Source organism: Pseudomonas sp. Wu6, from assembly GCF_019891515.1.
Lineage (GTDB): Bacteria > Pseudomonadota > Gammaproteobacteria > Pseudomonadales > Pseudomonadaceae > Aquipseudomonas > Aquipseudomonas orientalis_A.
This window is the reverse complement of the sequence record NZ_JAFLXH010000015.1, coordinates 92,603-114,710: the sequence shown is the minus strand read 5'-3', so window position 1 is coordinate 114,710 and position 22,108 is coordinate 92,603. Positions and strand designations below refer to the sequence as shown.

Here is a 22,108-nt window from a genome sequence, read left to right as displayed (position 1 = left end):
AATGCGGACAGCACTCGAGGGAAATGTCCTGCTTTGCTGGAGGCCATTACTTCACAGCGAATCGCTCCGACAGTTGCTTCGTCAATGTCGCACAACGGGACACGAGCATTTCCCGCAGCAAGTTGACGGGCTTGCTCAACTGCGCACGGTGCGCGCACAGCAGGTTGAGCGGGGTACGCTCACCGCGCAGCTCCGGCAGGATCAAGCGCAGACGCCCGGCCACGACGTCGGTACTCACATCCAGCCAGGACTTGTAGGCAATGCCGACGCCGGCCACCGCCCAGCGGCGCACCACGTCGGCGTCGTCACTGACGCGATCGCCGGAAACCGTCAGGCTGACCTCGCGCTTGCCGTCATAAAAACGCCAATGGTCGTGTACCCGGTCAGCGAGCATGTAGAGCAGGCAATTGTGCTGGGCCAGTTGCTCCAGATGCCGCGGTTCGCCGTGTCGGGCCAGATAACTGGGCGCCGCGCACAGCACCCGGATATTTTCCGGCGCGATGGGCAGCGCAACCAGGCTGGAATCCTCGGGTTCGCCATAGCGCAAGGCGATGTCCACCGGCTGGCGGTACAGGTCGGCAATGCGATCCCCCAGCAACAGGCGCACGCTCAGTTGCGGGTATTCACGCTGGAAGTCATCCAGCCAGGGCAACAGCAGGTTGCGACCGAAATCCGAAGGCGCCGACAGTTGCAGCATGCCGCTGACATGGTCCTGCCCACTGGCCAACAGGCGCCGCCCTTCATCCAGTGAGCTCAACGCGGCGCGGGCATAGGTGAGAAAGCCCTCACCTTCGGCGGTCAAGCGCAGGCTGCGGGTGGAGCGTGCCAGCAAACGCGCGCCCAGCTGTTGTTCTATGCGCTTCAACGCAGCGCTGGCCACCGCCGGGGACAGGTCCATGACCCGCGCGGCCGCCGACAGACTGCCCAGGTCCGCTGCCCGGACAAACAACTGCAAATCATCAAAGCGCAGCATCAATTTCCGCCAATTATCAATTTTCTATTGAAACAGACCTTTGTTTTAGCCGCTTTTATCCGTGCTGGAAATAGCCAATCATCTGGCCATCCCGTTCCCTATCGACCAGGAGTTGATATGTCTACCGCCTTTAACGTGATCGCCACGCTGATCGCCAAGCCCGGCCAACAGGCCACCCTGGAAACCCTGCTGCGCGGTCTGCTTGAGCCGACTCGCCTGGAAGCCGGTTGTGAGCAGTACGACCTGCACCAGGATCTGCAACATCCCGAGACGTTCTACATGCTCGAGCGCTGGAGCGACGACGCGGCCCTGGCCGACCACGACCAGAGTGCGCATATCCAGGCGTTCCGGACCAAGGCCGCCGACGTGATCGAACACTTCGAACTCAAGCGCCTGAAGTTTCTCGCCTGACCATCCCCTTTTTCTGTAGGAGCGAGCTTGCTCGCGAAAAACGCAGGAACGACGTGTTCAACCAGAAGTATTGCGTCATCGTTAACGATTTTCGCGAGCAAGCGCGCGCCTGCATTGACCGTATTTACCCCGGAGAAATCATGAAAGCCATCGCCTATTACACCTCCCTGCCCATCAGCGACGTGAACGCCCTGCAAGACATCGAACTGCCAGAACCCGTCGCTGGGCCGCGTGACCTGCTGGTGGAAGTCAAAGCCATCTCGGTCAACCCGGTGGACACCAAGGTGCGCCAGAACGTCGCTCCGGAAAACGGCGCCGCCAAGGTGCTCGGCTGGGACGTGGCCGGCGTGGTCAAGGCGGTCGGCAGCGAAGTGACGCTGTTCAAGGCCGGCGACAAAGTGTTCTACGCAGGCTCCCTGGTGCGCCCGGGCGGCAACAGCCAACTGCACACCGTGGATGAACGCATTGTCGGCCATATGCCCAAGAGCCTGGGCTTTGCCGAAGCCGCGGCGCTGCCGTTGACCGCCATCACCGCCTGGGAGCTGCTGTTCGAACGCTTGCAAATAGCCGAGGGCAAACAGGACCAGGGCCAGAGCCTGTTGATCGTCGGCGCAGCGGGCGGCGTGGGTTCGATCCTGACCCAACTGGCCTGCCAGCTCACCGCGCTGAAAGTCATCGGCACCGCATCGCGCCCGGAGACCCAGGAATGGGCCAAGGCCCTGGGCGCCGACCTGGTGATCGACCATAGCCAGCCGCTGAGCGAGGCACTCAAACACGCCGGTCACCCGCAAGTGACCCACGTCGCCAGCCTGACCCAGACCGACCTGCACCTGGAGCAACTGGTAGAAGCCCTGCAGCCCCAGGGCAAGCTGGCGTTGATCGACGACCCCAAGGCGCTGGACGTGAGTTCGCTCAAGCGCAAGAGCCTGTCGCTGCACTGGGAGTTCATGTACACCCGCTCGATGTTCGAGACCCCGGACATGATCGAGCAGCACAACCTGCTCAACCGCGTGGCCGCGCTGATCGACGCCGGCACCTTGAAAACCACGCTCGGCGAGCATTTTGGCGTGATCAATGCGGCGAACCTGCGCCGTGCCCACGCGCTGCTGGAAAGCGGCAAGGCCAAGGGCAAGATCGTGTTAGAGGGGTTCTAGAAAACGGCTGTCAGTGTCGTCTGTTACTTATGTAAGTAATGGACGACACCATTAGTCCGAGAGTTGACCTTTGTCATCTCTGTGAGCGCATACGGGTTTATATTGGCCGCCTTTGCCACGATTCTTTTACGTGAGGAAGTCAGCAATGAAGATCCTGATAAAAGCGTTAGCAAAAAAATCCCAGTGGGAGGTCCGCCTGGACCAGCGGTCGATTATTTTTCACACCGAAGCCGAGGCCCGTGCCTTCGCCGACACCTTGCAAACCCGCATCCAGGCCCCCCACCGCTTTCCACTCAGCCAGCAACGCGCCGCCGGCTGATCGGCTCTTCAGACCCGCGCCTGCGCGGCCCTTGCCCGTTGCAGGCGCAAAGTCGCCATCGCAATCGTCACCGCCAGCACCCCACACAGGCTGATGACCATCGCCATCGGCATCGCCGTGCCGTCGTGCAATACCCCGACCAACGATGCCGCCCCCGCCGCCACACCGAATTGAATGCACCCGAGCAAGGCCGAGGCGCTGCCGGCGCGCGCGCCTTGCCCGTTCATGGCGCACGCCGAGGTGTTGGGCAGAATGCAACCCAGGCTGGCGATACAGATAAACAACGGCACCAGCAACGGCCACAGGGCTTCGGTGCGCAGCGCTGCAATCCCAAGCAGCGTCAGCGCCGCCGCCACGTAAACCCACACCGTACGCGAGAGCAGAAACGCCGGGCCGCGTTTGGCCAGTAACCGCGCATTCAACTGCGCCACCAGGATAAACCCGGCGGCATTGGAACCGAACAGCCAGCCGTAATGCTCGGCGGGCACGCCATACAGTTTGATGAAGACGAACGGTGAACCGGCGATATAGGCAAACATCCCAGCAATCGAGATGCCACCGGTCAGGGCGTAGCCCAGGTAAACCCGGTCCGACAACAGCGCGCCGTAGCGGCGCAACGAGCCGGACAACGGCTGGCGCGGCTGATGCGCCGGAAAGGTTTCCGGCAAGCCCACCGCCACCGCAATGGCCGCCATCACGCTGAACAGCGACAGCGCCAGGAAAATCGACTGCCAGCCCCACAGCCCCACCATCAACCCACCCGCCAGCGGCGCAAGGATGGGCGCCAGGCCTGTGACCAGCATCAGTTGCGAATACACCTTGGCCGAGCCCACGGCGTCGCATTTGTCACTCACCACCGCCCGCGAGATCACCATGCCCGCACAACCGCCGAGCGCCTGCACGAAACGCGCACCGATCAGCCATTCCAGGGACGGCGCATAGGCACAGGCGAAGGACGCGAGGGTGAACAGCGTCACACCGCTGAGCAGCGGCACGCGCCGGCCAAAGCGGTCGGCCAGCGGGCCGTAGATCAATTGGCCGATGGCCAACCCCGCGAAATACACCGCCAGGGTCAGTTGGACATGTTTTTCGTCGGTGGCAAAAGCGCTCGCGATGGCCGGAAAGCCCGGCAGGTAAAAGTCGATCGCCAACGGCGCAAAGGCGCTCAAGGCGCCGAGGATCAGAATAATGCGAAGGTTCATCAGGCACCCAAGTGAGTCGGCAGCCCGACAGTCTAGCCGCGCTTGGGAGCCTTGAACATTAAGATAGCTCGCTAACTATTAAAAATCAGACCACGGTGTAGCCTTCTTCCTTGATCAACTGTGCGATGGCTTCGCGCTCCAGCTGGCTTTGCACCCTGACCTGCTTCGCCGCAAGATCGACCGTCACCTCGGCATCTGCATCCTGGCTCTGCACCGCCTGGGTCACCGCCCGAACGCAATGGCCGCAGGTCATTCCTTCAACATTGAATATTTGCATGACAAGACTCCTTGGATGAGATTGAACCCAGTCTCGACCTTGCCACGATGGCAAGGTCAAGTTTCAGAAACGTCGGCCGGGCTGGTATTCGGCGGCGACGTCGGCCAAGCTTCAACTTTATCGATGTGACCCACGGAGCATTCGCCATGCGCTGGTCTTTTTTTGCCCTTGCCGGCCTGATGAGTTTTTCTGCCGTTGCGCCCGCCGCTGAAGACTACGCGGTGCTGATCATTTCCCGGGAGCGCCTGGAAGTGCCGACGTCCTGTGAAATCGGCCTGTATATCCAGGATCAACTGGCCGGCCGCCTGTTTCAGGAAGAGTCCACTTCATTCAACCTGCCTGCCGGCAATGTGTCACTGCGCCTGAAACTGCTGCCGGGGCAATCGCCGGGCTGTCTGCCCGGCATGCTCGCCCCGCCCGCCCAGAACATCACGCTCAAGGCCGGCGACGTGCGCAAGCTGCGGATTGCCCAAGGCCCGGACGGCATGTACCTCAAAGCCGCCGAGTTGGGCTATTAAGCTAAGATTTAAAGACGCTTGACCTTCCCCACAGGTCAAGGTTGATGCTGGGGGCACTGTTTTGCGGAGGACTGCCCCATGAATGGAACCACCACCTTTGACCTGCCCATCGGCGGCATGACCTGCGCCAGTTGCGCCGGCCGTGTGGAGCGTGCGCTGGGCAAGGTGCCGGGGGTGCAACGTGCCAGCGTCAACCTGGCCAACGAACGCGCCCACATTGAGGTAATCGGCCAGATGGACCCCGGCGTGCTGATCGCCGCCGTCGACAAAGCCGGCTACACCGCCAGCCTGCCCCAGGCCGCCACCACCACCCAGGCCGATCAAGTCCGGCACCTGCACCGCGAACGCTGGGCGCTGATGCTGGCGATCGTGCTGGCATTGCCCCTGGTGCTGCCGATGCTGGTCGAACCCTTCGGCTTGCACTGGATGCTCCCCGCCTGGGTGCAGTTCGCCCTGGCGACACCGGTGCAATTTATCCTCGGTGCGCGTTTTTACCGGGCCGCCTGGAAAGCCGTGCGCGCCGGCGCGGGCAATATGGACCTGCTGGTGGCGATCGGCACCAGTGCCGGTTACGGCCTGAGCGTCTATCAATGGCTCACCCGGCCCGCTCCGCATTTGTATTTCGAAGCCTCGGCCGTGGTGATCGCACTGGTGCTGCTGGGTAAATACCTGGAGAGCCGCGCCAAGCGCCAGACCGCCAGCGCCATTCGTGCCCTCGAAGCCTTGCGCCCCGAGCGGGCGGTGCGCGTGTTGGAGGGCCGTGAGGAAGAGGTCGCCATCACTGCGCTCAAGCTCGGTGACCTGGTCATGGTAAAGCCCGGCGAACGCTTCCCGGTAGACGGCGAAGTCGTCGATGGCCAAAGCCATGCCGACGAAGCGCTGATCAGCGGCGAAAGCCTGCCGGTGCCGAAACAACCGGGCGACCGGGTCACCGGCGGCGCGATCAACGGTGAAGGTCGCCTGCTGGTGCGTACCCAGGCCCTGGGCGCGGAGAGCGTATTGGCCCGGATCATCCGCCTGGTCGAGGACGCCCAGGCCGCCAAGGCACCGATCCAGAAACTGGTGGATAAAGTCAGCCAGGTCTTCGTCCCGACGGTGCTGGTAGTGGCGTTGCTCACCCTCGCGGGCTGGTGGCTGTACGGCGCGCCCCTGGAGAGCGCAATCATCAACGCGGTCGCGGTGCTGGTGATCGCCTGCCCGTGCGCCCTGGGCCTGGCGACGCCGACGGCAATCATGGCCGGCACCGGCGTCGCTGCGCGCCATGGCATTCTGATCAAGGACGCCGAGGCGCTGGAGCATGCCCATGCGGTGAGCGCCGTGGTGTTCGACAAGACCGGCACCCTCACCTCGGGCGCGCCGAGAATCGCCCATCTGGCGGCGGTGGACGGCAACACCTCGCGCCTGCTGCAACAGGCGGGAGCCCTGCAGCGTGGCAGCGAGCACCCGCTGGCCAAGGCGGTGCTGGATGCCTGTGACGAACAGGGGCTGCACCCGGCTGACGTCAGTGCCAGCCAGTCCCTGACCGGACGCGGCATCGCCGGCACCCTGGACGGCCGGCAACTGGCCCTGGGCAATCGACGCCTGCTGGAAGAAACCGGCCTTGACGCCGGCCCGCTGAGTCAGCGCGCGACTGAATGGGAAGCCGAAGGTCGCACCCTGTCCTGGCTGATCGAACAAGGCGCACATCCGCGCGTGCTGGGCCTGTTCGCGTTTGGCGACACGCTCAAGCCCGGCGCACTGCACGCCGTGCAGCAACTCAAGGCCCAGCACATCAGCAGCCACCTGCTCACCGGCGATAATCGCGGCAGCGCGCGGGTGGTCGCAGAGGCCCTGGGCATCGACGATGTCCACGCCGAAGTGCTGCCCGCCGACAAAGCCGCCACCGTGACCGCCCTGAAAAAAACCGGGGTGGTGGCCATGGTCGGCGACGGCATCAACGACGCACCGGCCCTGGCTGCGGCCGATATCGGCATCGCCATGGGCGGCGGCACCGACGTGGCCATGCACGCCGCCGGCATCACCCTGATGCGCGGCGACCCGCGCCTGGTGCCGGCGGCCCTGGAGATCAGCCGCAAGACCTACGCAAAAATTCGCCAGAACCTGTTCTGGGCCTTTGTGTATAACCTGATCGGCATCCCGCTGGCGGCCTTCGGCCTGCTCAACCCGGTGCTGGCAGGCGCGGCGATGGCGTTGTCCAGCGTCAGTGTGGTGAGCAATGCGCTGCTGCTCAAAACCTGGAAACCCAAGGACCTGGAGGATCAACGCCCATGAATATCGGCCAAGCCGCCCGCCAAAGCGGGCTGAGCGCGAAGATGATTCGCTACTACGAATCCATCGGCCTGCTCAAGGCCGCTCATCGCACCGAGAGTGGTTATCGCCTCTTCAGTGCAGGCGACCTGCACACCCTGGCGTTTATCAAACGCTCGCGGGACCTGGGGTTTTCACTGGAAGAAGTCGGCAAGCTGCTGACCTTGTGGCAGGACCGCCAGCGCGCCAGCGCCGACGTGAAAGCCCTGGCGCGCCAGCATGTCGAGGCGTTGAATCAGAAGATTCGCGAGTTTGAGCAACTGCGCGATACGTTGCAGGACCTGGTGGAACACTGCCAGGGCGACCACCGGCCGGATTGTCCGATTCTCAAGGAGTTGGCGTCAGGCAAGTGCTGCGCCTGACTGGTTGCGCACAAAACCCATGTGGGAGGGGGCTGCCCCTAATACCAATCTGTAGGAGCGAGCTTGCTCGCGAAAAACGTCAACGATAACGCGTGCTTTCTGAATGAACGCGGTGCCTGTGAGTTTTTCGCGAGCAAGCTCGCTCCTACAATCCGCCATCGGGGGCAAGCCCCCTCCCACATGTTGATTTTCATCTACCCGAAGGTTACTGCATCCAGGGCGGCGGCGGTTCTTCTGCCGTTTTGGTCGATGGCGCATCGTCCGCCGCACGAATCGCTTGCTTGCGCTCTTCGTCCAGCCGCGCCGCTTCGATCTCGCGGATCACACCGCCCACGTCCGCCAGTTCTTCCGGCTCGTCGAACTCACCGGTCAGGATACTGGCTGGGTGCAAGGTGCCGGCTTCGTACAACGCCCACATTTCCTTGGCGTACTTGGTCTTCTTCAGCTCCGGGGCAAAGCGCCCGAAGTAGGAAGCCATGTTGCCCACGTCCCGCTCCAGCATGTTGAACGCGTGGTTGTTGCCCGCCGCATCCACTGCCTGGGGCAGGTCGATGATCACAGGGCCGGTCGGCGTGAGCAGTACGTTGAACTCGGACAAGTCACCATGCACCAGCCCGGTACACAGCATCAGCACGATCTGGGAAATCAGGAAGGCGTGGTATTCGCGCGCCTGGTCCGGCTCCAGCGTCACGTCGTTCAGACGCGGCGCCGCATCGCCGTACTCGTCGGCCACCAGCTCCATCAACAGCACGCCTTCGAGAAAGTCGTACGGCTTGGGCACGCGAACGCCCGCCCCGGCCAGGCGGAACAACGCCGCCACTTCGGCGTTCTGCCAGGCATCTTCGGTTTCTTTCTTGCCGAACTTGGAGCCCTTGGCCATGGCCCGGGCCTGACGGCTGTTACGGACCTTGCGGCCTTCCTGGTATTCGGACGCCTGACGAAAACTTCGTTTATTCGCCTCCTTGTAAACCTTGGCGCAACGCAATTCGTTGCCGCAGCGCACCACATAAACAGCTGCTTCTTTACCACTCATGAGTGGGCGCAGCACTTCGTCGACCAGACCGTCTTCGATCAGGGGTTCAATGCGTTTAGGAGTCTTCATCAGCTTTTATTGTGGGTCCTGTATTACCAAACACGCGTGTGGCACTCGTTATACGGCAATCCACTCGTTGGAGGGAGAGGCTACCGCAATTTCCTGTAGGAGCGAGCTTGCTCGCGAAGAACTCAAAGGCAACGCGTTTATCCAGGATACACGCGTTATCCATGACATCTTTCGCGAGCACGCTCGCTCCTGCAAGGGGGATTCGTCAAGCCTCGTTCATCGTTCAATGATCGCCGTCACGCCCTGCCCCCCCGCCGCGCAGATCGAAATCAAGCCACGGCCCTTGCCCGCCGCATCCAGCAACTTGGCCAGGTTGGCGACAATGCGCCCACCGGTCGCGGCAAACGGATGCCCGGCGGCCAGTGAACTGCCCTTGACGTTGAGGCGGCTGCGGTCGATGGCGCCCAGCGGCGCCTCCAGGCCCAGGCGCGTTTTGCAGTAATCGGCGTCTTCCCAGGCCTTGAGCGTGCACAACACTTGGGCAGCGAACGCTTCGTGGATCTCGTAGTAATCGAAGTCCTGCAGCGTCAGGCCATTCCTCGCCAACAGACGCGGTACGGCGTACACCGGCGCCATCAGCAGGCCTTCTGCACCATTGACGAAATCCACCGCCGCCGCTTCGCCGTCGCGCAGGTACGCGAGGATCGGCAAACCGCGCTCCCTGGCCCAAGCCTCGCTGCCCAGCAGCAGCAGCGAGGCGCCGTCGGTCAGCGGCGTGGAGTTGCCGGCGGTGAGCGTGCCTTTTTCACTGCGTTCGAACGCGGGCTTGAGCGCAGCAAGTTTTTCCAGGCTCAGGTCAGGGCGCAGGTTGTTGTCGCGGGTAAGGCCCAGAAACGGCGTGAGCAAATCGTTGTGCCAGCCTTCGGCGTAGGCGGCGGCCATGTTCCGGTGGCTCTCAAGGGCAAGCTGGTCCTGCTCGGCGCGGGGGATCTGCCAGGTCTGCGCCATCAGCTCGCAATGCTGGCCCATGGACAACCCGGTGCGCGGTTCACCGTTGCGCGGCAGCTGCGGCTTGAGGTGATGCGGACGAAGTTGTAACAGGACTTTAAGCTTATCCGCCATGGACTTGCTGCGGTTGGCTTGCAGCAACAGCTTGCGCAAGCCTTCATTGACCCCAATCGGCGCATCGGAGGTGGTGTCCACCCCACCGGCAATGCCGCATTCGATCTGGCCCAGGGCAATCTTGTTGGCCACCAGCAAGGCGGCCTCCAGCCCGGTGCCGCAGGCTTGCTGCACATCGTAGGCCGGGGTTTGCGGCGACAGGCGCGAGCCGAGCACGCATTCGCGGGTGAGATTGAAGTCGCGGGAATGCTTGAGCACCGCGCCGGCCGCCACCTCGCCGATGCGCAGGCCGTGCAGGTTGAAACGTTCGATCAGGCCCTCCAGGGCGGCGGTGAGCATTGCCTGGTTACTGGCCGTGGCGTAGGGGCCATTGGAGCGGGCGAAGGGAATGCGATTACCGCCAATGATCGCCACACGGCGCAATTGAGTCATGGAAAGCTCCCTCTGTCTGTTATGGGCTTGATCACTGAGCCTAGTCGAACGACTGCTACCCTGGGATGGTCAACCCTTTGAACCCCAGTCTTCGGAGAGCGTTCCATGTCTGACCGTTATATCGACTTCGCCAACTCCAGCCTCGGCCATCGCCTGGTCGCCGCCCTTGGCCTGCCGTCACCGGTACGCCTGGAACGCTGGCAAGCCGGGCGCCTGCGCCCGGTGGAAGGTGCACTGCTGCTGGGCGGCGGCGCGCTGGCGAATAAAGTCCTGCCGTTTGCCAACAAACTCACCGATGCGTTGTACAGCTATGGCGCCCAAACGCTGGACGCGCCGGCGTGGATTCCCGGGCACGGTGCCAAACTCAAGGCCGTGGTGTTCGACGCCAGTGACTTGCAACACACCGACCAACTCAAGCAGCTGCGCGAATTCTTCCAGCCATTGCTGAAAAACCTCGCCCCCAGCGCACACCTGGTGATTCTTGGCCGCGCGCCGGAAAGCCTCGGCGATCCGTTCGCCGCCAGCGCCCAGCGCGCCCTGGAGGGGTTCAGCCGCTCCCTGGCCAAGGAACTGCGCAGCGGCGGTGTGTTGCAGTTGCTGTACGTGGGCGAGGGTGCCGAAGACCAGCTGGAAGGCGCGTTGCGGTTTTTCCTCTCACCCAAGAGCGCCTATATCTCAGGGCAAGTGATTCGCCTGGAAGCCTGCGCCACGCCGGTCGAGGATTGGACGCGCCCGCTGGCCGGGCGCAAGGCGCTGGTGACCGGCGCTGCCCGGGGTATCGGCGCCTCCATCGCTGAAACGCTGGTGCGTGATGGCGCCGAGGTGATCCTGCTGGATGTGCCCCAAGCCAGGGCCGACCTCGATGCCCTGGCCGCACGCTTGAACGCGCGCACCCTCACGCTGGATATCTGCGCCGAGGACGCCGCCGCGCAGTTGATCGAACACTTGCCCGACGGCCTCGATATCCTGGTGCACAACGCCGGTATCACCCGCGACAAGACCCTGGCCAACATGACCCCGGAATACTGGGACGCCGTGCTGGCGGTCAATCTCAATGCGCCGCAGGTGCTGACCCAGGCACTGCTCGACAGCGGCACCCTGCACGACAACGCCCGCGTGGTGCTGCTGGCCTCCATCAGCGGCATCGCCGGCAACCGCGGGCAGACCAACTATGCCGCGAGCAAGGCCGGGCTGATCGGCTTGGCCCAGGCATGGGCACCGCTGCTGAAAACCCGTGGGATCAGCATCAACGCCGTCGCACCCGGCTTTATCGAAACACAGATGACCGCGCATATTCCGTTCGCCCTGCGCGAGGCCGGCCGGCGCATGAGTTCGCTGGGCCAGGGCGGCGTGCCGCAGGACGTGGCCGAAGCCGTGGCCTGGCTGAGCCAGCCGGGCTCGGGTGCCGTCAGCGGCCAGGCACTGCGGGTGTGCGGGCAGAGTCTTCTGGGAGCGTGACTATGCAATGGCAGACAGTGGACAGCACACCGTTTCTACCGCCGCTGTACTGGCGCGCGGCACTCAAGCGCAAGATCACCGGCAGCGCACTGCCCGACCATGGCCTGCGTTGCCAGGTGCGCGTCGATCCCACGGCTGTCGCGGCGTACCGCAAGGTCTGCGGGTTTGCCGACAGCCCGATGCTGCCGGCGACTTATCCGCACATCCTGGCGTTCGGCCTGCAGATGCAATTGCTGACCGACAAAACCTTTCCATTCCCGTTGCTGGGGCTGATTCACCTGAGCAACCGCATTCGCGTCCATCGACCCCTGGGCGGTGTGAGTGAGCTGACCGTCGGCGTGTACACCTGCAATCTCAAGCCCCACGCCAAGGGCGCGACCTTTGACCTGGTTACCGTGGTCGATGACGCCCTGGGGCTGCTCTGGGAAGCCCAAAGCACAATGTTATGCCGTGGTGTGAAGCTTGAGGGCGAGACGGTGGAGCATGGGTTGTCGGTGCACATGCCCCTCAGCGAGCTGTCCCGTTGGAACGCCCCCGCTGATATCGGTCGACGTTATGCCCGCGTGTCCGGCGATTACAATCCGATTCATCTCAGCGCACCGACGGCCAAACTGTTCGGCTTCCCCCAGGCCATCGCTCACGGGTTATGGAACAAGGCCCGCACTCTGGCGGCGCTGGACCAACACCTTCCGCTCGCCAATGTCGACATTGAAGTTGAATTCAAAAAACCCGTACGCCTGCCCGGCGAAGTGATACTGATGACCAGCGGCGCCGGCTCAAGTGGCGAGTTAGTGTTGAACGGCACAGGGGCTATTGAGCATATGCTCGGGAAGTGGCAACCGATTGCCTGAAGTCCACTGTTTAATTGTATATATACACCTTAAGTTATAGCGGACCCGCCCGGGTCCGCTTTTTTTATTCAACTTATTGATTTTCATAAACTATAATTACTGAACTTCTACACTTTATACCGTTTGTATTAGCGCTTAAGCCGACTAAGACCTTATGTATATAAATCGTTAATACGAAGTTGAGCGTTGCGAGAAAACCGACCCAGGTCTGTGATTAATCACACGGACAAACGTATCGCTGGCCGAAGAAACGGCGAACGTTTGAAACAACCAAGGTTGTACCTGGTGCAAGGAACTCAATCATGAAAACTCAAGTCGTGTTCTGGAAAGCAAGTACCGCACTGGCGTTGATTCTGGCAATGAGCCTCGGCGGCTGCAGCAGCGGTGGTGGCGGACACAAATCAAGCGTGGCGGCGTCGTCGCCGGATGCTGGCGCAGGTGCCGGTGGCGGTACGGGGGGTGGCACCGGCGGCGGTTCTGGCGGTGGTACCGGCGGCAGCACGGGTGGTGGTACCGGTGGAGGTACAGGCGGCGGCACGGGTAGCGGTGCCGGTGGTGGCACTGGCGGCGGCACGGGTGGCGGTACCGGTGGTGGTACAGGCGACGGCACTGGCGGCGGTACCGGTGGTGGCACAGGTGGCGGCGCAGGTGGTGGCACTGGCGGCGAAACAGGTTCGACAGCCACTCCGCTCGTCACTGGCCGGATCGCCGGCACCCTCGGCACCACCGTGGGCAATGTGGGCGCAGCGGTGGGTGATCTCGGTTCGACCTTGAACGGTGTGCCCATTGTCGGCACGACGGCAGGCGGCCTGGTCACTTCGGCCGGCACCGCCGTCACCAGCATCGGCACCGGCGTCACCCGTGGCCTGGGCTCCCTGGGCACCCGCCGTAACTCGCTGGGCATCACTGTGTCGGGTGTCGGCAACGGCGTGTCCGATGTGGGCGGTGGCCTGTCGACCACCGGCCGATCGCTGTCGACCACCCTCGGCGGTGTCCCCGTCGTCGGCGGTCTGACCGGCGGCGTGGGCGGCGCAGTCGGTGGTGTGGTGGATAACGTGGGCACCGCCGTGACAATGCTCGGCGACACCCTCAGCACCGCCAGCACCACCGGTCCCTTGGGCTCCCTGACCGGCAACGTGAACCGCAGGGTACTGGTGCCGGTGGTTTCACTGGTGGAAAACACCACCGGCAACCTCGGCAATGGCACAGGCCTGGGTAGGCCTGTCAACGGCCTGGTGGGCAAAGTGGGCGCCGCCGTCACCGGCCTCGGCACCCAGGTCGCCAGCACCGGCGGTACCGGCAACCCTGTGACCACGCTTGCCGGCAACGTGCTGACGGGCGTCGGCGGCACGCTCGACCAGTCCGGCGGCTATGTCGCGCCCTCCGGCGGCGCCGCAGCCCCCGGTCTACCGGAGCTGGTCGGCGGCCTGGTGAACAACGCAGGCACCGGCCTCAACGTCGGCAACACCAACGGCACCGTCAGTGCAGCCGGTGTGACCGGCGGCGCATTGGGCAACACCATTGCCTCGGTGGGCACCGTATTGGGTGGCACGGGTGTCGCCAACACCGGCGCCACCGCCCCGGTCGCAACCGTGACCGCCAACGTCGGCGCAGCCTTGAACCCGGTGACCTCCGGCGTCACCACAGTGACGCAAAACATCGGCACCACCACCGGCGTCGGTGCTCCGGTCAACGGCCTGGTGACTCAAGTCGGCGGCGCCGTCAGCAACCTGGGCACTAACCTGAGCACAGCCAGCGCCAACCCGGTCACCACGACCCTGGGCACCACCGTAACCGCTGTGGGCAACACGGTAGGCTCGGTGGGCGGCCTGGTCACAGGCGGCACCGGCGGCACTGCAACAACCGGAGGCCTGGGCGGTTTGGTGAACGGCCTGACCGGCAGATAGAAAATGCACCTGGCCAATTAGACGGTCTCCCCTGCGGCGCCTGCGCTTGGTTGAGACGAGAGACACGGAGTCAGTCTCTCGTCTTTTTGCTGGGCTGCCGCAGTTGACCAAGGAGTGTCCCATGCGCGTGTTCACGCCGTTGTTCCTGCTGACCCTCAGTGCTTACGCCCAGGCCGAGACCCTTCCCACCTTCCTCAACAGCAATGACACCATCCGCACCTTGCCGGTACCCAACCTGCCCGCCGACGCCTATCGACCGGCCACGCCGCAAACCCAGGTGCCTGAAGCACAGCCCACCGCCGGCCAGCCCCTGTTGATGGACACCAGGGTGACCATCCGCAAACTGCAGATCGAAGGCGGCACGATCTATCCGCTCACCGAGACGGCCCAGGCCTATGCACCGCTGATTGGCCATGAGACCAATCTTGCGCAATTGATCGAAGCCACCCGAGGCATCACCCGTCGCTATCAGCAGGACGGCTACCTGTTGTCCTACGCGTTCCTACCGCAACAGACCTTCGAAAACGGCCTGGTCCGCGTGGTTCTGGTGGAAGGCTACATCAAGGATTACCAGCAAACCGGCGATGTCGGTGCGGTGTCGGCCTATGTCGACAACCTGGCGCAAAAGCTCCTCGCCGAACGCCCCCTCACGCGCAAGACCTTCGAGCGCTACACCACCCTGATGAGCCGCATCCCCGGTCTCACCGTACAGGCGCAAGTGCCGCCGCCGGGCACCACCGATGGCGCCACGCACATGCAGATCCAGGCCAGCCGCAAGCCCTTCACCACCAGCATGAGCCTGGTGCAGAAAAGCCGGGGCGGCACCCAAGCCTTGCTCAGCGCCACCAGCCATGCGCAAACCGCCCTGGGCGAACAGTTGAGCGTCAGTGGCCTGTTCCCACCGGGCGAGGACAAAGAGCACTACTACCGCGTGGACTACAACCAGTTCATCAATGCCGAAGGCACTCAACTGGCACTCGCCGCAGAGCGTTATCGCGCCGATCCCCACAGCCGTGTGCAACTGGACGGCGGCTTCGAACTCAAGCCCCATCAGTCGATCGATCGCTACTCCATCGGCCTGAGCCACCCCTTCATTGCCTCGCCCACCGAGTCACTCACCCTGGGCACGCGCCTGTACGCGGTGGACCAGACCACCCGCTACAAACTGGTGGGCTACCCGCTGCGCTTCGATATCGAATCCAACCTGCGTGCCCTGGCGTTCGAGGGCGACTGGCGCAAGGCCGACGCGCGACAGCTGCGCATCCTCACCGGCGGCCTGTATCACGGCATCGATGGTGTGGGCGCCAAGGCGCGCAGTGACCTGGACGTGGCCAAACCGGACCTCGACTTCTTCCGCCTGCGCCTGTCCGGCGTGCAAAGCGACAAGTTCTTCGACAACTGGCAAGGCGTGCTTTCAGGTGCGCTCTACTGGAGCGACAACAGCCTGCCCGACAGCGAACGCGCCGCGTTTGGCGGGCAGAACTTCGGCCGTGGCTACCCCGACGACCAGGGCTCGGGCGACAAGGGATGGGGCGTGGCGTACGAGGTCAACTACAGCTTCAACCGCGTCGGCAATTGGCTGAAGGTGCTGCAACCCTACGTGGTGCTCGACCGTGCCAGGACCTGGTTCAACGACCTGCCGGTCAAGGCCGGCGACATGTCCTCGGCGGCGGTGGGTTTGCGCTTTGGCGATAACAAGTACTACAACATCGCCCTGGAAGCCGCCAAGCCGATGTCGGACATCGCCCTGGACAGCTTCAACCGGCGTGCGCGGTATACGCTGAGCTTCAGTTATCAGCTGTAAACGCCAAACATTCCTGTAGGAGCGAGCTTGCTCGCGAAGAACGCTAACGATGACGCGGGCATCCAGTTTCCCCGCGTCGCCTTGACGTTCTTCGCGAGCAAGCTCGCTCCTACACCTACAGTTGATGAATTGTCCGGGGGAAAAGACTGTTGAGCGTATCGATCAGCCGCACCAGATAGATGGGCTTGCGAAACAAGTCCAGCACCTGCAGGCGCAGCATGTCGCTGACGTCATCCATCTCGGCATGGCCGGACATCACGATCACCGGCAGGTGGGAACGGGAAGTGTGTTCGCGCAGGCGCTTGATCAAGGAAATCCCGCTTTCCTCGGGCATGCGCAGGTCGGTGATGACCAGGGCGATATCAGGGTGCAGGGTGAGTTCCTGCAAAGCGAATGTCACGGAGGTGGCGGTAAAACAAACGAAGCCCTCGTTCTCCAGCGACTCCGCCAGTTCAACGAGGGCATCCTCTTCGTCGTCCACCAGCAGGATTTGCTGGCGGGGGGATACAGCAGCGTTCATGGGCACGTCCTGATCTTGCCAATCAAAAACCTAAAGTACCCGCGCAGTGCTGCCTGCCTGAGGGTCAGGGCGTGATGGTGCCTGTAATTTTCTCAAACAACGCGGTGATCTGTGGCGACAGTGTAGTTCCGGCTGCCAATATCACAAGCGCGACGATGGCCACAAGAATGAGGTATTCAATCGCTGTGGCCGCCTCTTTACGCGCAAAGAGCACCCGCAGTTGAACACAGAGTTTCATCAACAGATTGAGGATCATGATCCTGCTCCTTGCGCTCCGACTGCTTAGGGCGTTGGGGTAATCGCTGTGGTGATTTTGGTGAAGAACGCGGTGATCTGAGGCTTCAGGGTGGTCCCGGCTGCCAGTATGACCAATGCCACGATGGCGACCAGAATGAGGTACTCGATGGCCGTAGCCCCTTCCTTGCGCTGAAACAGCAACTGAAGTTGCACGTGAAGTCGAATCAACAGATCAAGCAACATAAACACTTCTCCTCAGGCGACCAAGCGCCCTATCCCGGTGCTGCACAGTAATTGCGATGTGCCACCTGAGCATTGCCAACAAACCCCGGCCTCACAACTGTAAGAATTGACTAGTCATAAAGTAGTAGGGGCCTTCCTGACCTCGTAAATGCGTGTTTTCAAAGGGGGCGCACCTTGCATGCCGAAGAAATCTTTGCGTCAGTAATGGCATTTCGTCCTAGCTGAACTACCGTCAAATAGCGAAATAGTTAGTCACTGTTCATAGCAGCCAGGCTGCGACGTGAGCCTGCTGGATAGGCGGGCTGTGGTGTAGCAGGAAATGGAGAGCCGTCATGAACACGCGTCTGAGCATGGTACTGGCCGGTGTGTTACTGGTCGGTGCGCTGTTTGCCGGCTATTGGGGCTTGGTCCTCAGCCGTGAGCCCGCCCCGGCGCCGCCACCGCCACCCGCGGCAGCTCCCGCCGAACAAGCCGTTGCCGCGGTGGAAGACCAGACCCGTCAATCGGTCGTCGTCCTGGCCCACGATGTGTCCCCCTTCGTCGCCCTGGTGGCCGCTGATCTGAGCATCGAAAAACTGCGCACGGCACCGGCCGGCAGTTTGAGCAGTGTCGAGCAGGCCATCGGCCGTACACCGTGGCGCGCACTCAGCGCCGGCAGTTGGTTGAACGACGAAAGCTTCACCCCCGGTGGGCCGCTGGCGCGCATGATCCGTGCCGATGAACGCGCCCTGGCCGTCGCCGTCGATGAAGTGATTGGCGCCGCCGGCCAGTTGAGTCCCGGCGACTATGTGGACGTGCTGCTGTACCTGCGCCAGGACGCCGCCAACCTTGAACAATCGGCCCAAGTGGTGATCCCCGCCATACGCCTGCTCAGTGTCGGTGACCAGATGGGCCTGACCAACGACGGTACCCCGGCGTCTGCTCGTGCGCTCACCGCCGAAGAGAAAGCCCAGCGCCAAGCCCCCTCACGCACGGTGGTGCTGGCCGTGCCCGAACAGCTGTTGAGCAGGTTGATGCTGGCCACCCAGGCCGGCACCTTGCGCCTGGCCGTGCGCAGCGCCGACGAACGCTTGCTGAGCCGTTACTGGGCCGGCGAAGGCGACGCGCCGGGCAACCTGCAGAACGCTAACCGCGACCTTTATCAGTTCACGCAATTGGCCTTCACCCAGGCCCCCAGGAAAGTAGCCCAGAGCAGTGCCCCGCGCCGGGCCGGTGTCGAGGTGATCCGTGGCAATCAAGCAACCCAACAAACACCCGACTGAACAAGGATGCTGTGCATGAGCCGACGTTTCATACCGGTGTTCACAGGGAAAATCGCCTGCGCCCTGCTGCTGTCGCACCTGTCCATGAGCCTGGCCGTGGCCGCTCAGGGCAATTGCGCCAGCCTTGGACAATTGCCCGCCGCGTTGTCAGTCGGCGAGGGCCTGCAACAGGCACTGCAATCGCCGGTGGCGATCACGCGCCTGGCCATTGGCGATCCGAAAATCGCCGACGTTCATCTCAATGGCGACCGGGGCTTCCTGCTCACCGGCGTCGGCCCCGGCACCACCAGCCTGATGGTCTGGACCGCCTGCTCGACCACGCCGCGCCAGAGCATGGTCTTCGTCAAGGGCAAGGCCAACAGCGCCTTGACCAGCCTGTCGCTGTCGCCGGCCGATGATCCGCTGCTGCCCAGCCAGGTCCAGACCGACATCCGCTTCGTCGAAGTCAGCCGTACCAAACTCAAGGAGGCCAGCACCAAGATCCTCGGCATCGGCAACAACTTTTTCCTCGGCAGCCCGAACTTGCTGTTCCCCACACCCAGCACCTTCAAACTGCCAGTGAGCGCGGACAACTTCAATATCGGCTTTGGCGGTGGCCGCGTCTCGGCGATGATCAACGCCCTGGAAAGCAGCGGCTTCGCCTACACCCTTGCCCGGCCAAGCCTGGTGGCCATGAGCGGGCAAAGCGCAACCTTTCTCGCCGGGGGTGAAATCCCGGTGCCGGTGCCGAGCAGCGGCAGCGACACCATCTCGATCGAGTACAAGGAATTCGGCATCCGCCTGACCCTCACGCCGACCGTGGTCGACCGTAACCGCATCTCCCTCAAGGTGGCGCCGGAGGTCAGCGAGCTCGACTACACCAACGCCGTGGTCATCGAAAATATCCGCGTGCCGGCCCTGACCATCCGCCGCACCGATACCAGCGTGTCCCTGGCCGATGGCGAAAGCTTTGTGATCAGCGGCCTGATCAGCAGCAACACCACCACCAACATCGGCAAGTTTCCCGGCCTGGGTGACATCCCGATCCTGGGCGCGTTCTTTCGCGATTCCTCGGTCCGACGCGAAGACAAGGAGCTGCTGATGATCGTCACGCCGCACCTGGTGCAACCACTGGCGGCCAATGCCCAACTGCCGGCGTTGCCCGGTGAAAAAGTGCGCAACTATGACCCGAACTGGTACCGCCTGTTCTTCCTGGAAAACGGTAATTTCGACCGGCTCAACGGGCTGTCCCAATGAGCGACAACCTGAGCCAGACGTTCCTGGCAATCACCCGCAACACCACCGACCTGGAGTGGCTGCAGGGCGCGCTGGCGCCCCTTGGCCAAGTGGTCAGCGCCGGCAGCGGCACCCTCGATGAATTGCTCGCCCTGGTCGATGTAACCTTCGCCAACCTGGTGTTCGTCGGCCTTGACCGCGAGCACCTGGTGGCCCAGAGCGCGCTGATCGAAGGCGCCCTGGAAGCCAAGCCGATGCTGGCCATCGTCGCCCTCGGTGACGGCATGGATAACCAGTTGGTGCTCAATGCCATGCGCGCCGGAGCGCGGGACTTCGTCGCCTACGGCTCGCGCTCCAGCGAAGTCGCAGGCCTGGTCCGCCGCCTGAGCAAGCGCCTGCCGCCGGTGGCGACCAACACGCTGCTGGGCGGCCTCTCGGTACTGTACGGCACCCAGGGCAGTTCGGACGGCGCACTGCTCACCAGCCACCTGGCGCTGGTGGTGCAAAAGAGCGGCCAGCAGACGCTGTTGCTCGATCTGGGCCTGCCACGCGGTGACAGCCTGGCGCTGCTGGGCCTGGAAAGCTCGTTCAACTTCGGCGATGCCCTGCGCCACCTGAGGCGGCTGGACACCACCCTGATCAACAGCGCCTTTACCTCGGCCGAAGACGGCCTGCGCATTCTCGCCTACACGCACAACGACGAGCCCCTGGAGCGCACCAGCGCCGCCGAGCTCTACATGCTGCTCAGTGCGCTGCGCCAACACTTCCAGCACATTGTGGTGAACCTTGCCGGCCAGCCGGACAGCGAAGCCCTGCGTACCTTTGTCAGCCATTGCGACAAGCTGCTGTGGTACACCGACCAGAGCGTGCTGGACTGCCGGCGCAACCTCGCCGTATTGAACCTGTGGCGCGAAAAAGGCATGAAGCTCGACCATGCCAGGCTGCTGATCGATCGCTACGTCAAAGGCTGCGCGCCGGACGCCGATGCCTTGAGCAAAAGCTTCGGCCTGGAAGTGATTGCCGTGTTGCCGCTGAGCGCGGAGGTCCGGCTGAACGCCGAGAACCAGGGGCAAACCCTGTTTGCGCTGACACCGCGCGAAGCCCTGACTCAGGCGCTCAAGACCCTGGGCGAGCGCCTGGCGAAACGTTCGCAGGACGCCAATCGAAAATCCTCCAGCCGCTGGCTGGAGCGCTTGTTGGGAGCCGATAAATGACCAGCGAAAAACTCTTCGGCGCCCCCGCACGAGGCGTGGGTGGCAACACCGACCACGACGGCCTGAAACTGGTGCTGCACCGCTACATCATCGATGCCATCGAAGAGTCGGGGAAAAACCTGCTGGAAGGCTCGCGCCAGTCGTTGGCGCAATTTGTCATCGACAAAGTCGCCGAGTACATCAACCGCATGCACCTGGCGATCTCGCGCTATGAGATGGAGCGCCTGGCCGAAGAAATCGTCGACGAACTGACCGGTTTCGGTCCGCTGGAAGTGCTGCTGCGCGACCCGGCCGTCACCGAAATCCTGGTCAATGGCCCGCACCGGGTGTTTATCGAGCGTGACGGCCTGCTGCACCAGAGCGACCTGCGCTTTATCGACGCGCACCATGTGGAGCGCGTCATGCAGCGCATCCTCGCGCCGCTGGGGCGGCGCCTGGATGAGTCGTCGCCGATGGTCGACGCACGCTTGCCCGATGGCAGCCGGGTCAATGCGATCATCCCGCCGATTGCCCTGGACGGGCCGTGCCTGTCGATTCGAAAATTCCGCAGGGACATGCTCAAAAGCAGCGATCTGGTGGCCATGCAGACCATTGACCAGAACATTTTCGACTTCTTCCAGGACGCGGTGGGCAAGCGTTGCAACATCCTCATCAGCGGCGGCACCGGCACCGGTAAAACCACACTGCTGAACATCCTAAGTCAGCTGATCAACCCCCATGAACGCCTGGTCACTATCGAGGACGTGGCCGAACTGCAACTGGCCCACCCCCACGTGGTACGCCTGGAAACCCGTCCACCGAATGCCGAGGGCCATGGCGAGGTCAAGGCCAGCGACCTGATCCGCAACGCCCTGCGCATGCGCCCCGACCGCATCATCCTCGGCGAAATTCGCGGCGTGGAAGTGATCGATGTCCTCACCGCAATGAACACCGGCCACGACGGTTCCATGAGCACCGTGCACGCCAACAATGCCGCCGATGCCCTGCTGCGCCTGGAAACCCTGGTGGGCCTGACCGGCCGCGTGGTTGCGGAAAAGACCCTGCGCCAGATGATCTGCGCGGCATTGGATGTGGTGGTCCAGTTGACCCGCCTGCCGGACGGTCGTCGTTGCGTCAGCGAGGTGGTCGAAGTGGTGGGCATCCGCGACGACGTGTACGTGACCAACACGCTGTTTCGCCATGACCGGCGTACCGGCTTCGGCTTCGTGCGCGAGGCGCTCAACCCGGCCGGCGAAAAACTGCGCCGCGAACCGGCCTAGCCCTGGAGGGGAATCGAGC

Annotated in this window: 22 protein-coding genes; 14 read left to right on the top strand and 8 right to left on the bottom strand. The window is 63.1% G+C overall.

What is annotated here, in order from left to right; all coding sequences use genetic code 11:
- Positions 1-46: 46 nt before the first annotated feature.
- Positions 47-973: a LysR family transcriptional regulator gene (locus J1G34_RS13000; RefSeq protein WP_065894627.1), complete on the bottom strand. Its 927-nt coding sequence runs from the start codon at positions 971-973 to the stop codon at positions 47-49.
- 117 nt (positions 974-1,090) lie between these two features.
- Here J1G34_RS13000 and J1G34_RS12995 point away from each other — a divergent pair, with 117 nt between their 5' ends.
- From J1G34_RS12995 to J1G34_RS12985, 3 genes are all read left to right on the top strand, one after another.
- Complete coding sequence (locus J1G34_RS12995) at positions 1,091-1,384, top strand: putative quinol monooxygenase (RefSeq protein ID WP_065886502.1); 294 nt, start codon at positions 1,091-1,093, stop codon at positions 1,382-1,384.
- 140 nt (positions 1,385-1,524) lie between these two features.
- On the top strand, positions 1,525-2,538 hold the full coding sequence (locus J1G34_RS12990; RefSeq protein ID WP_222994150.1) for a zinc-binding alcohol dehydrogenase family protein: 1,014 nt from the start codon (positions 1,525-1,527) through the stop codon (positions 2,536-2,538).
- Positions 2,539-2,683: 145 nt separating this feature from the next.
- Entirely contained in the window at positions 2,684-2,857 is a 174-nt protein-coding gene (locus J1G34_RS12985) for a hypothetical protein (RefSeq protein WP_163001561.1), read from the top strand.
- 8 nt (positions 2,858-2,865) lie between these two features.
- Here the strand turns inward: J1G34_RS12985 and J1G34_RS12980 are convergent, their stop codons facing one another.
- Entirely contained in the window at positions 2,866-4,059 is a 1,194-nt protein-coding gene (locus J1G34_RS12980) for a multidrug effflux MFS transporter (RefSeq protein WP_222994149.1), read from the bottom strand.
- A gap of 85 nt (positions 4,060-4,144) precedes the next feature.
- Positions 4,145-4,336: a heavy-metal-associated domain-containing protein gene (locus J1G34_RS12975; RefSeq protein ID WP_122462714.1), complete on the bottom strand. Its 192-nt coding sequence runs from the start codon at positions 4,334-4,336 to the stop codon at positions 4,145-4,147.
- 146 nt (positions 4,337-4,482) lie between these two features.
- Between J1G34_RS12975 and J1G34_RS12970 the strand changes: the two genes are divergently transcribed.
- From J1G34_RS12970 to cueR, 3 genes are all read left to right on the top strand, one after another.
- Positions 4,483-4,854 carry a hypothetical protein gene (locus J1G34_RS12970; RefSeq protein ID WP_065886498.1) on the top strand — a complete coding sequence of 124 codons (372 nt, stop codon included), beginning with the start codon at positions 4,483-4,485 and terminating at the stop codon, positions 4,852-4,854.
- Between the two features lie 78 nt (positions 4,855-4,932).
- A complete protein-coding gene (locus J1G34_RS12965) occupies positions 4,933-7,125 on the top strand; it encodes a heavy metal translocating P-type ATPase (protein ID WP_222994148.1) in 2,193 nt (730 codons plus the stop codon).
- The gene (gene cueR / locus J1G34_RS12960; RefSeq protein WP_065897932.1) at positions 7,122-7,523 is read left to right on the top strand and encodes a Cu(I)-responsive transcriptional regulator; all 402 of its coding nucleotides are present in this window, start codon (positions 7,122-7,124) and stop codon (positions 7,521-7,523) included. The genes J1G34_RS12965 and cueR overlap by 4 nt, the downstream gene beginning before the upstream one ends.
- 205 nt (positions 7,524-7,728) lie before the next feature.
- Here the strand turns inward: cueR and J1G34_RS12955 are convergent, their stop codons facing one another.
- Positions 7,729-8,625: a PA4780 family RIO1-like protein kinase gene (locus tag J1G34_RS12955; protein ID WP_065894635.1), complete on the bottom strand. Its 897-nt coding sequence runs from the start codon at positions 8,623-8,625 to the stop codon at positions 7,729-7,731.
- A 216-nt stretch (positions 8,626-8,841) separates the two neighbouring features.
- Positions 8,842-10,119: an acetyl-CoA C-acetyltransferase gene (locus J1G34_RS12950; protein ID WP_065936120.1), complete on the bottom strand. Its 1,278-nt coding sequence runs from the start codon at positions 10,117-10,119 to the stop codon at positions 8,842-8,844.
- 105 nt (positions 10,120-10,224) lie between these two features.
- On the opposite strand from J1G34_RS12950, the gene J1G34_RS12945 reads away from it, so the two are divergent.
- The 4 genes from J1G34_RS12945 to J1G34_RS12930 all read left to right on the top strand — a co-directional run bounded on the left by J1G34_RS12945 (position 10,225) and on the right by J1G34_RS12930 (position 16,139).
- Complete coding sequence (locus tag J1G34_RS12945; protein WP_122561560.1) at positions 10,225-11,577, top strand: 3-oxoacyl-ACP reductase; 1,353 nt, start codon at positions 10,225-10,227, stop codon at positions 11,575-11,577.
- Between the two features lie 2 nt (positions 11,578-11,579).
- Positions 11,580-12,428 (top strand): MaoC family dehydratase, encoded by an 849-nt coding sequence (locus tag J1G34_RS12940; protein ID WP_222994147.1) that lies wholly within the window; start codon positions 11,580-11,582, stop codon positions 12,426-12,428.
- A gap of 302 nt (positions 12,429-12,730) precedes the next feature.
- The gene (locus J1G34_RS12935) at positions 12,731-14,335 is read left to right on the top strand and encodes a collagen-like triple helix repeat-containing protein (RefSeq protein WP_222994146.1); all 1,605 of its coding nucleotides are present in this window, start codon (positions 12,731-12,733) and stop codon (positions 14,333-14,335) included.
- Between the two features lie 121 nt (positions 14,336-14,456).
- Positions 14,457-16,139, top strand: a complete 1,683-nt coding sequence (locus J1G34_RS12930; RefSeq protein WP_222994145.1) for a ShlB/FhaC/HecB family hemolysin secretion/activation protein — start codon at positions 14,457-14,459, stop codon at positions 16,137-16,139.
- 115 nt (positions 16,140-16,254) lie between these two features.
- Here J1G34_RS12930 and J1G34_RS12925 read toward each other — a convergent pair whose 3' ends face one another.
- From J1G34_RS12925 to J1G34_RS12915, 3 genes are all read right to left on the bottom strand, one after another.
- On the bottom strand, positions 16,255-16,659 hold the full coding sequence (locus J1G34_RS12925) for a response regulator (RefSeq protein ID WP_065894642.1): 405 nt from the start codon (positions 16,657-16,659) through the stop codon (positions 16,255-16,257).
- A gap of 64 nt (positions 16,660-16,723) precedes the next feature.
- Positions 16,724-16,915: a Flp family type IVb pilin gene (locus J1G34_RS12920; protein WP_065886489.1), complete on the bottom strand. Its 192-nt coding sequence runs from the start codon at positions 16,913-16,915 to the stop codon at positions 16,724-16,726.
- Positions 16,916-16,941: 26 nt separating this feature from the next.
- On the bottom strand, positions 16,942-17,139 hold the full coding sequence (locus J1G34_RS12915) for a Flp family type IVb pilin (RefSeq protein WP_065886488.1): 198 nt from the start codon (positions 17,137-17,139) through the stop codon (positions 16,942-16,944).
- 332 nt (positions 17,140-17,471) lie between these two features.
- Here J1G34_RS12915 and cpaB point away from each other — a divergent pair, with 332 nt between their 5' ends.
- The 4 genes from cpaB to J1G34_RS12895 are packed head-to-tail and all read left to right on the top strand — an operon-like array spanning position 17,472 to position 22,089.
- Positions 17,472-18,401 (top strand): Flp pilus assembly protein CpaB, encoded by a 930-nt coding sequence (gene cpaB, locus J1G34_RS12910; protein ID WP_065897457.1) that lies wholly within the window; start codon positions 17,472-17,474, stop codon positions 18,399-18,401.
- Positions 18,402-18,416: 15 nt separating this feature from the next.
- A complete protein-coding gene (locus J1G34_RS12905; protein ID WP_065897455.1) occupies positions 18,417-19,637 on the top strand; it encodes a type II and III secretion system protein family protein in 1,221 nt (406 codons plus the stop codon).
- Positions 19,634-20,830 carry an AAA family ATPase gene (locus J1G34_RS12900; protein WP_222994144.1) on the top strand — a complete coding sequence of 399 codons (1,197 nt, stop codon included), beginning with the start codon at positions 19,634-19,636 and terminating at the stop codon, positions 20,828-20,830. Before J1G34_RS12905 ends, J1G34_RS12900 begins: the two co-directional genes overlap by 4 nt.
- Positions 20,827-22,089: a CpaF family protein gene (locus J1G34_RS12895; protein WP_065894651.1), complete on the top strand. Its 1,263-nt coding sequence runs from the start codon at positions 20,827-20,829 to the stop codon at positions 22,087-22,089. The genes J1G34_RS12900 and J1G34_RS12895 overlap by 4 nt, the downstream gene beginning before the upstream one ends.
- Positions 22,090-22,108 lie beyond the last annotated feature (19 nt).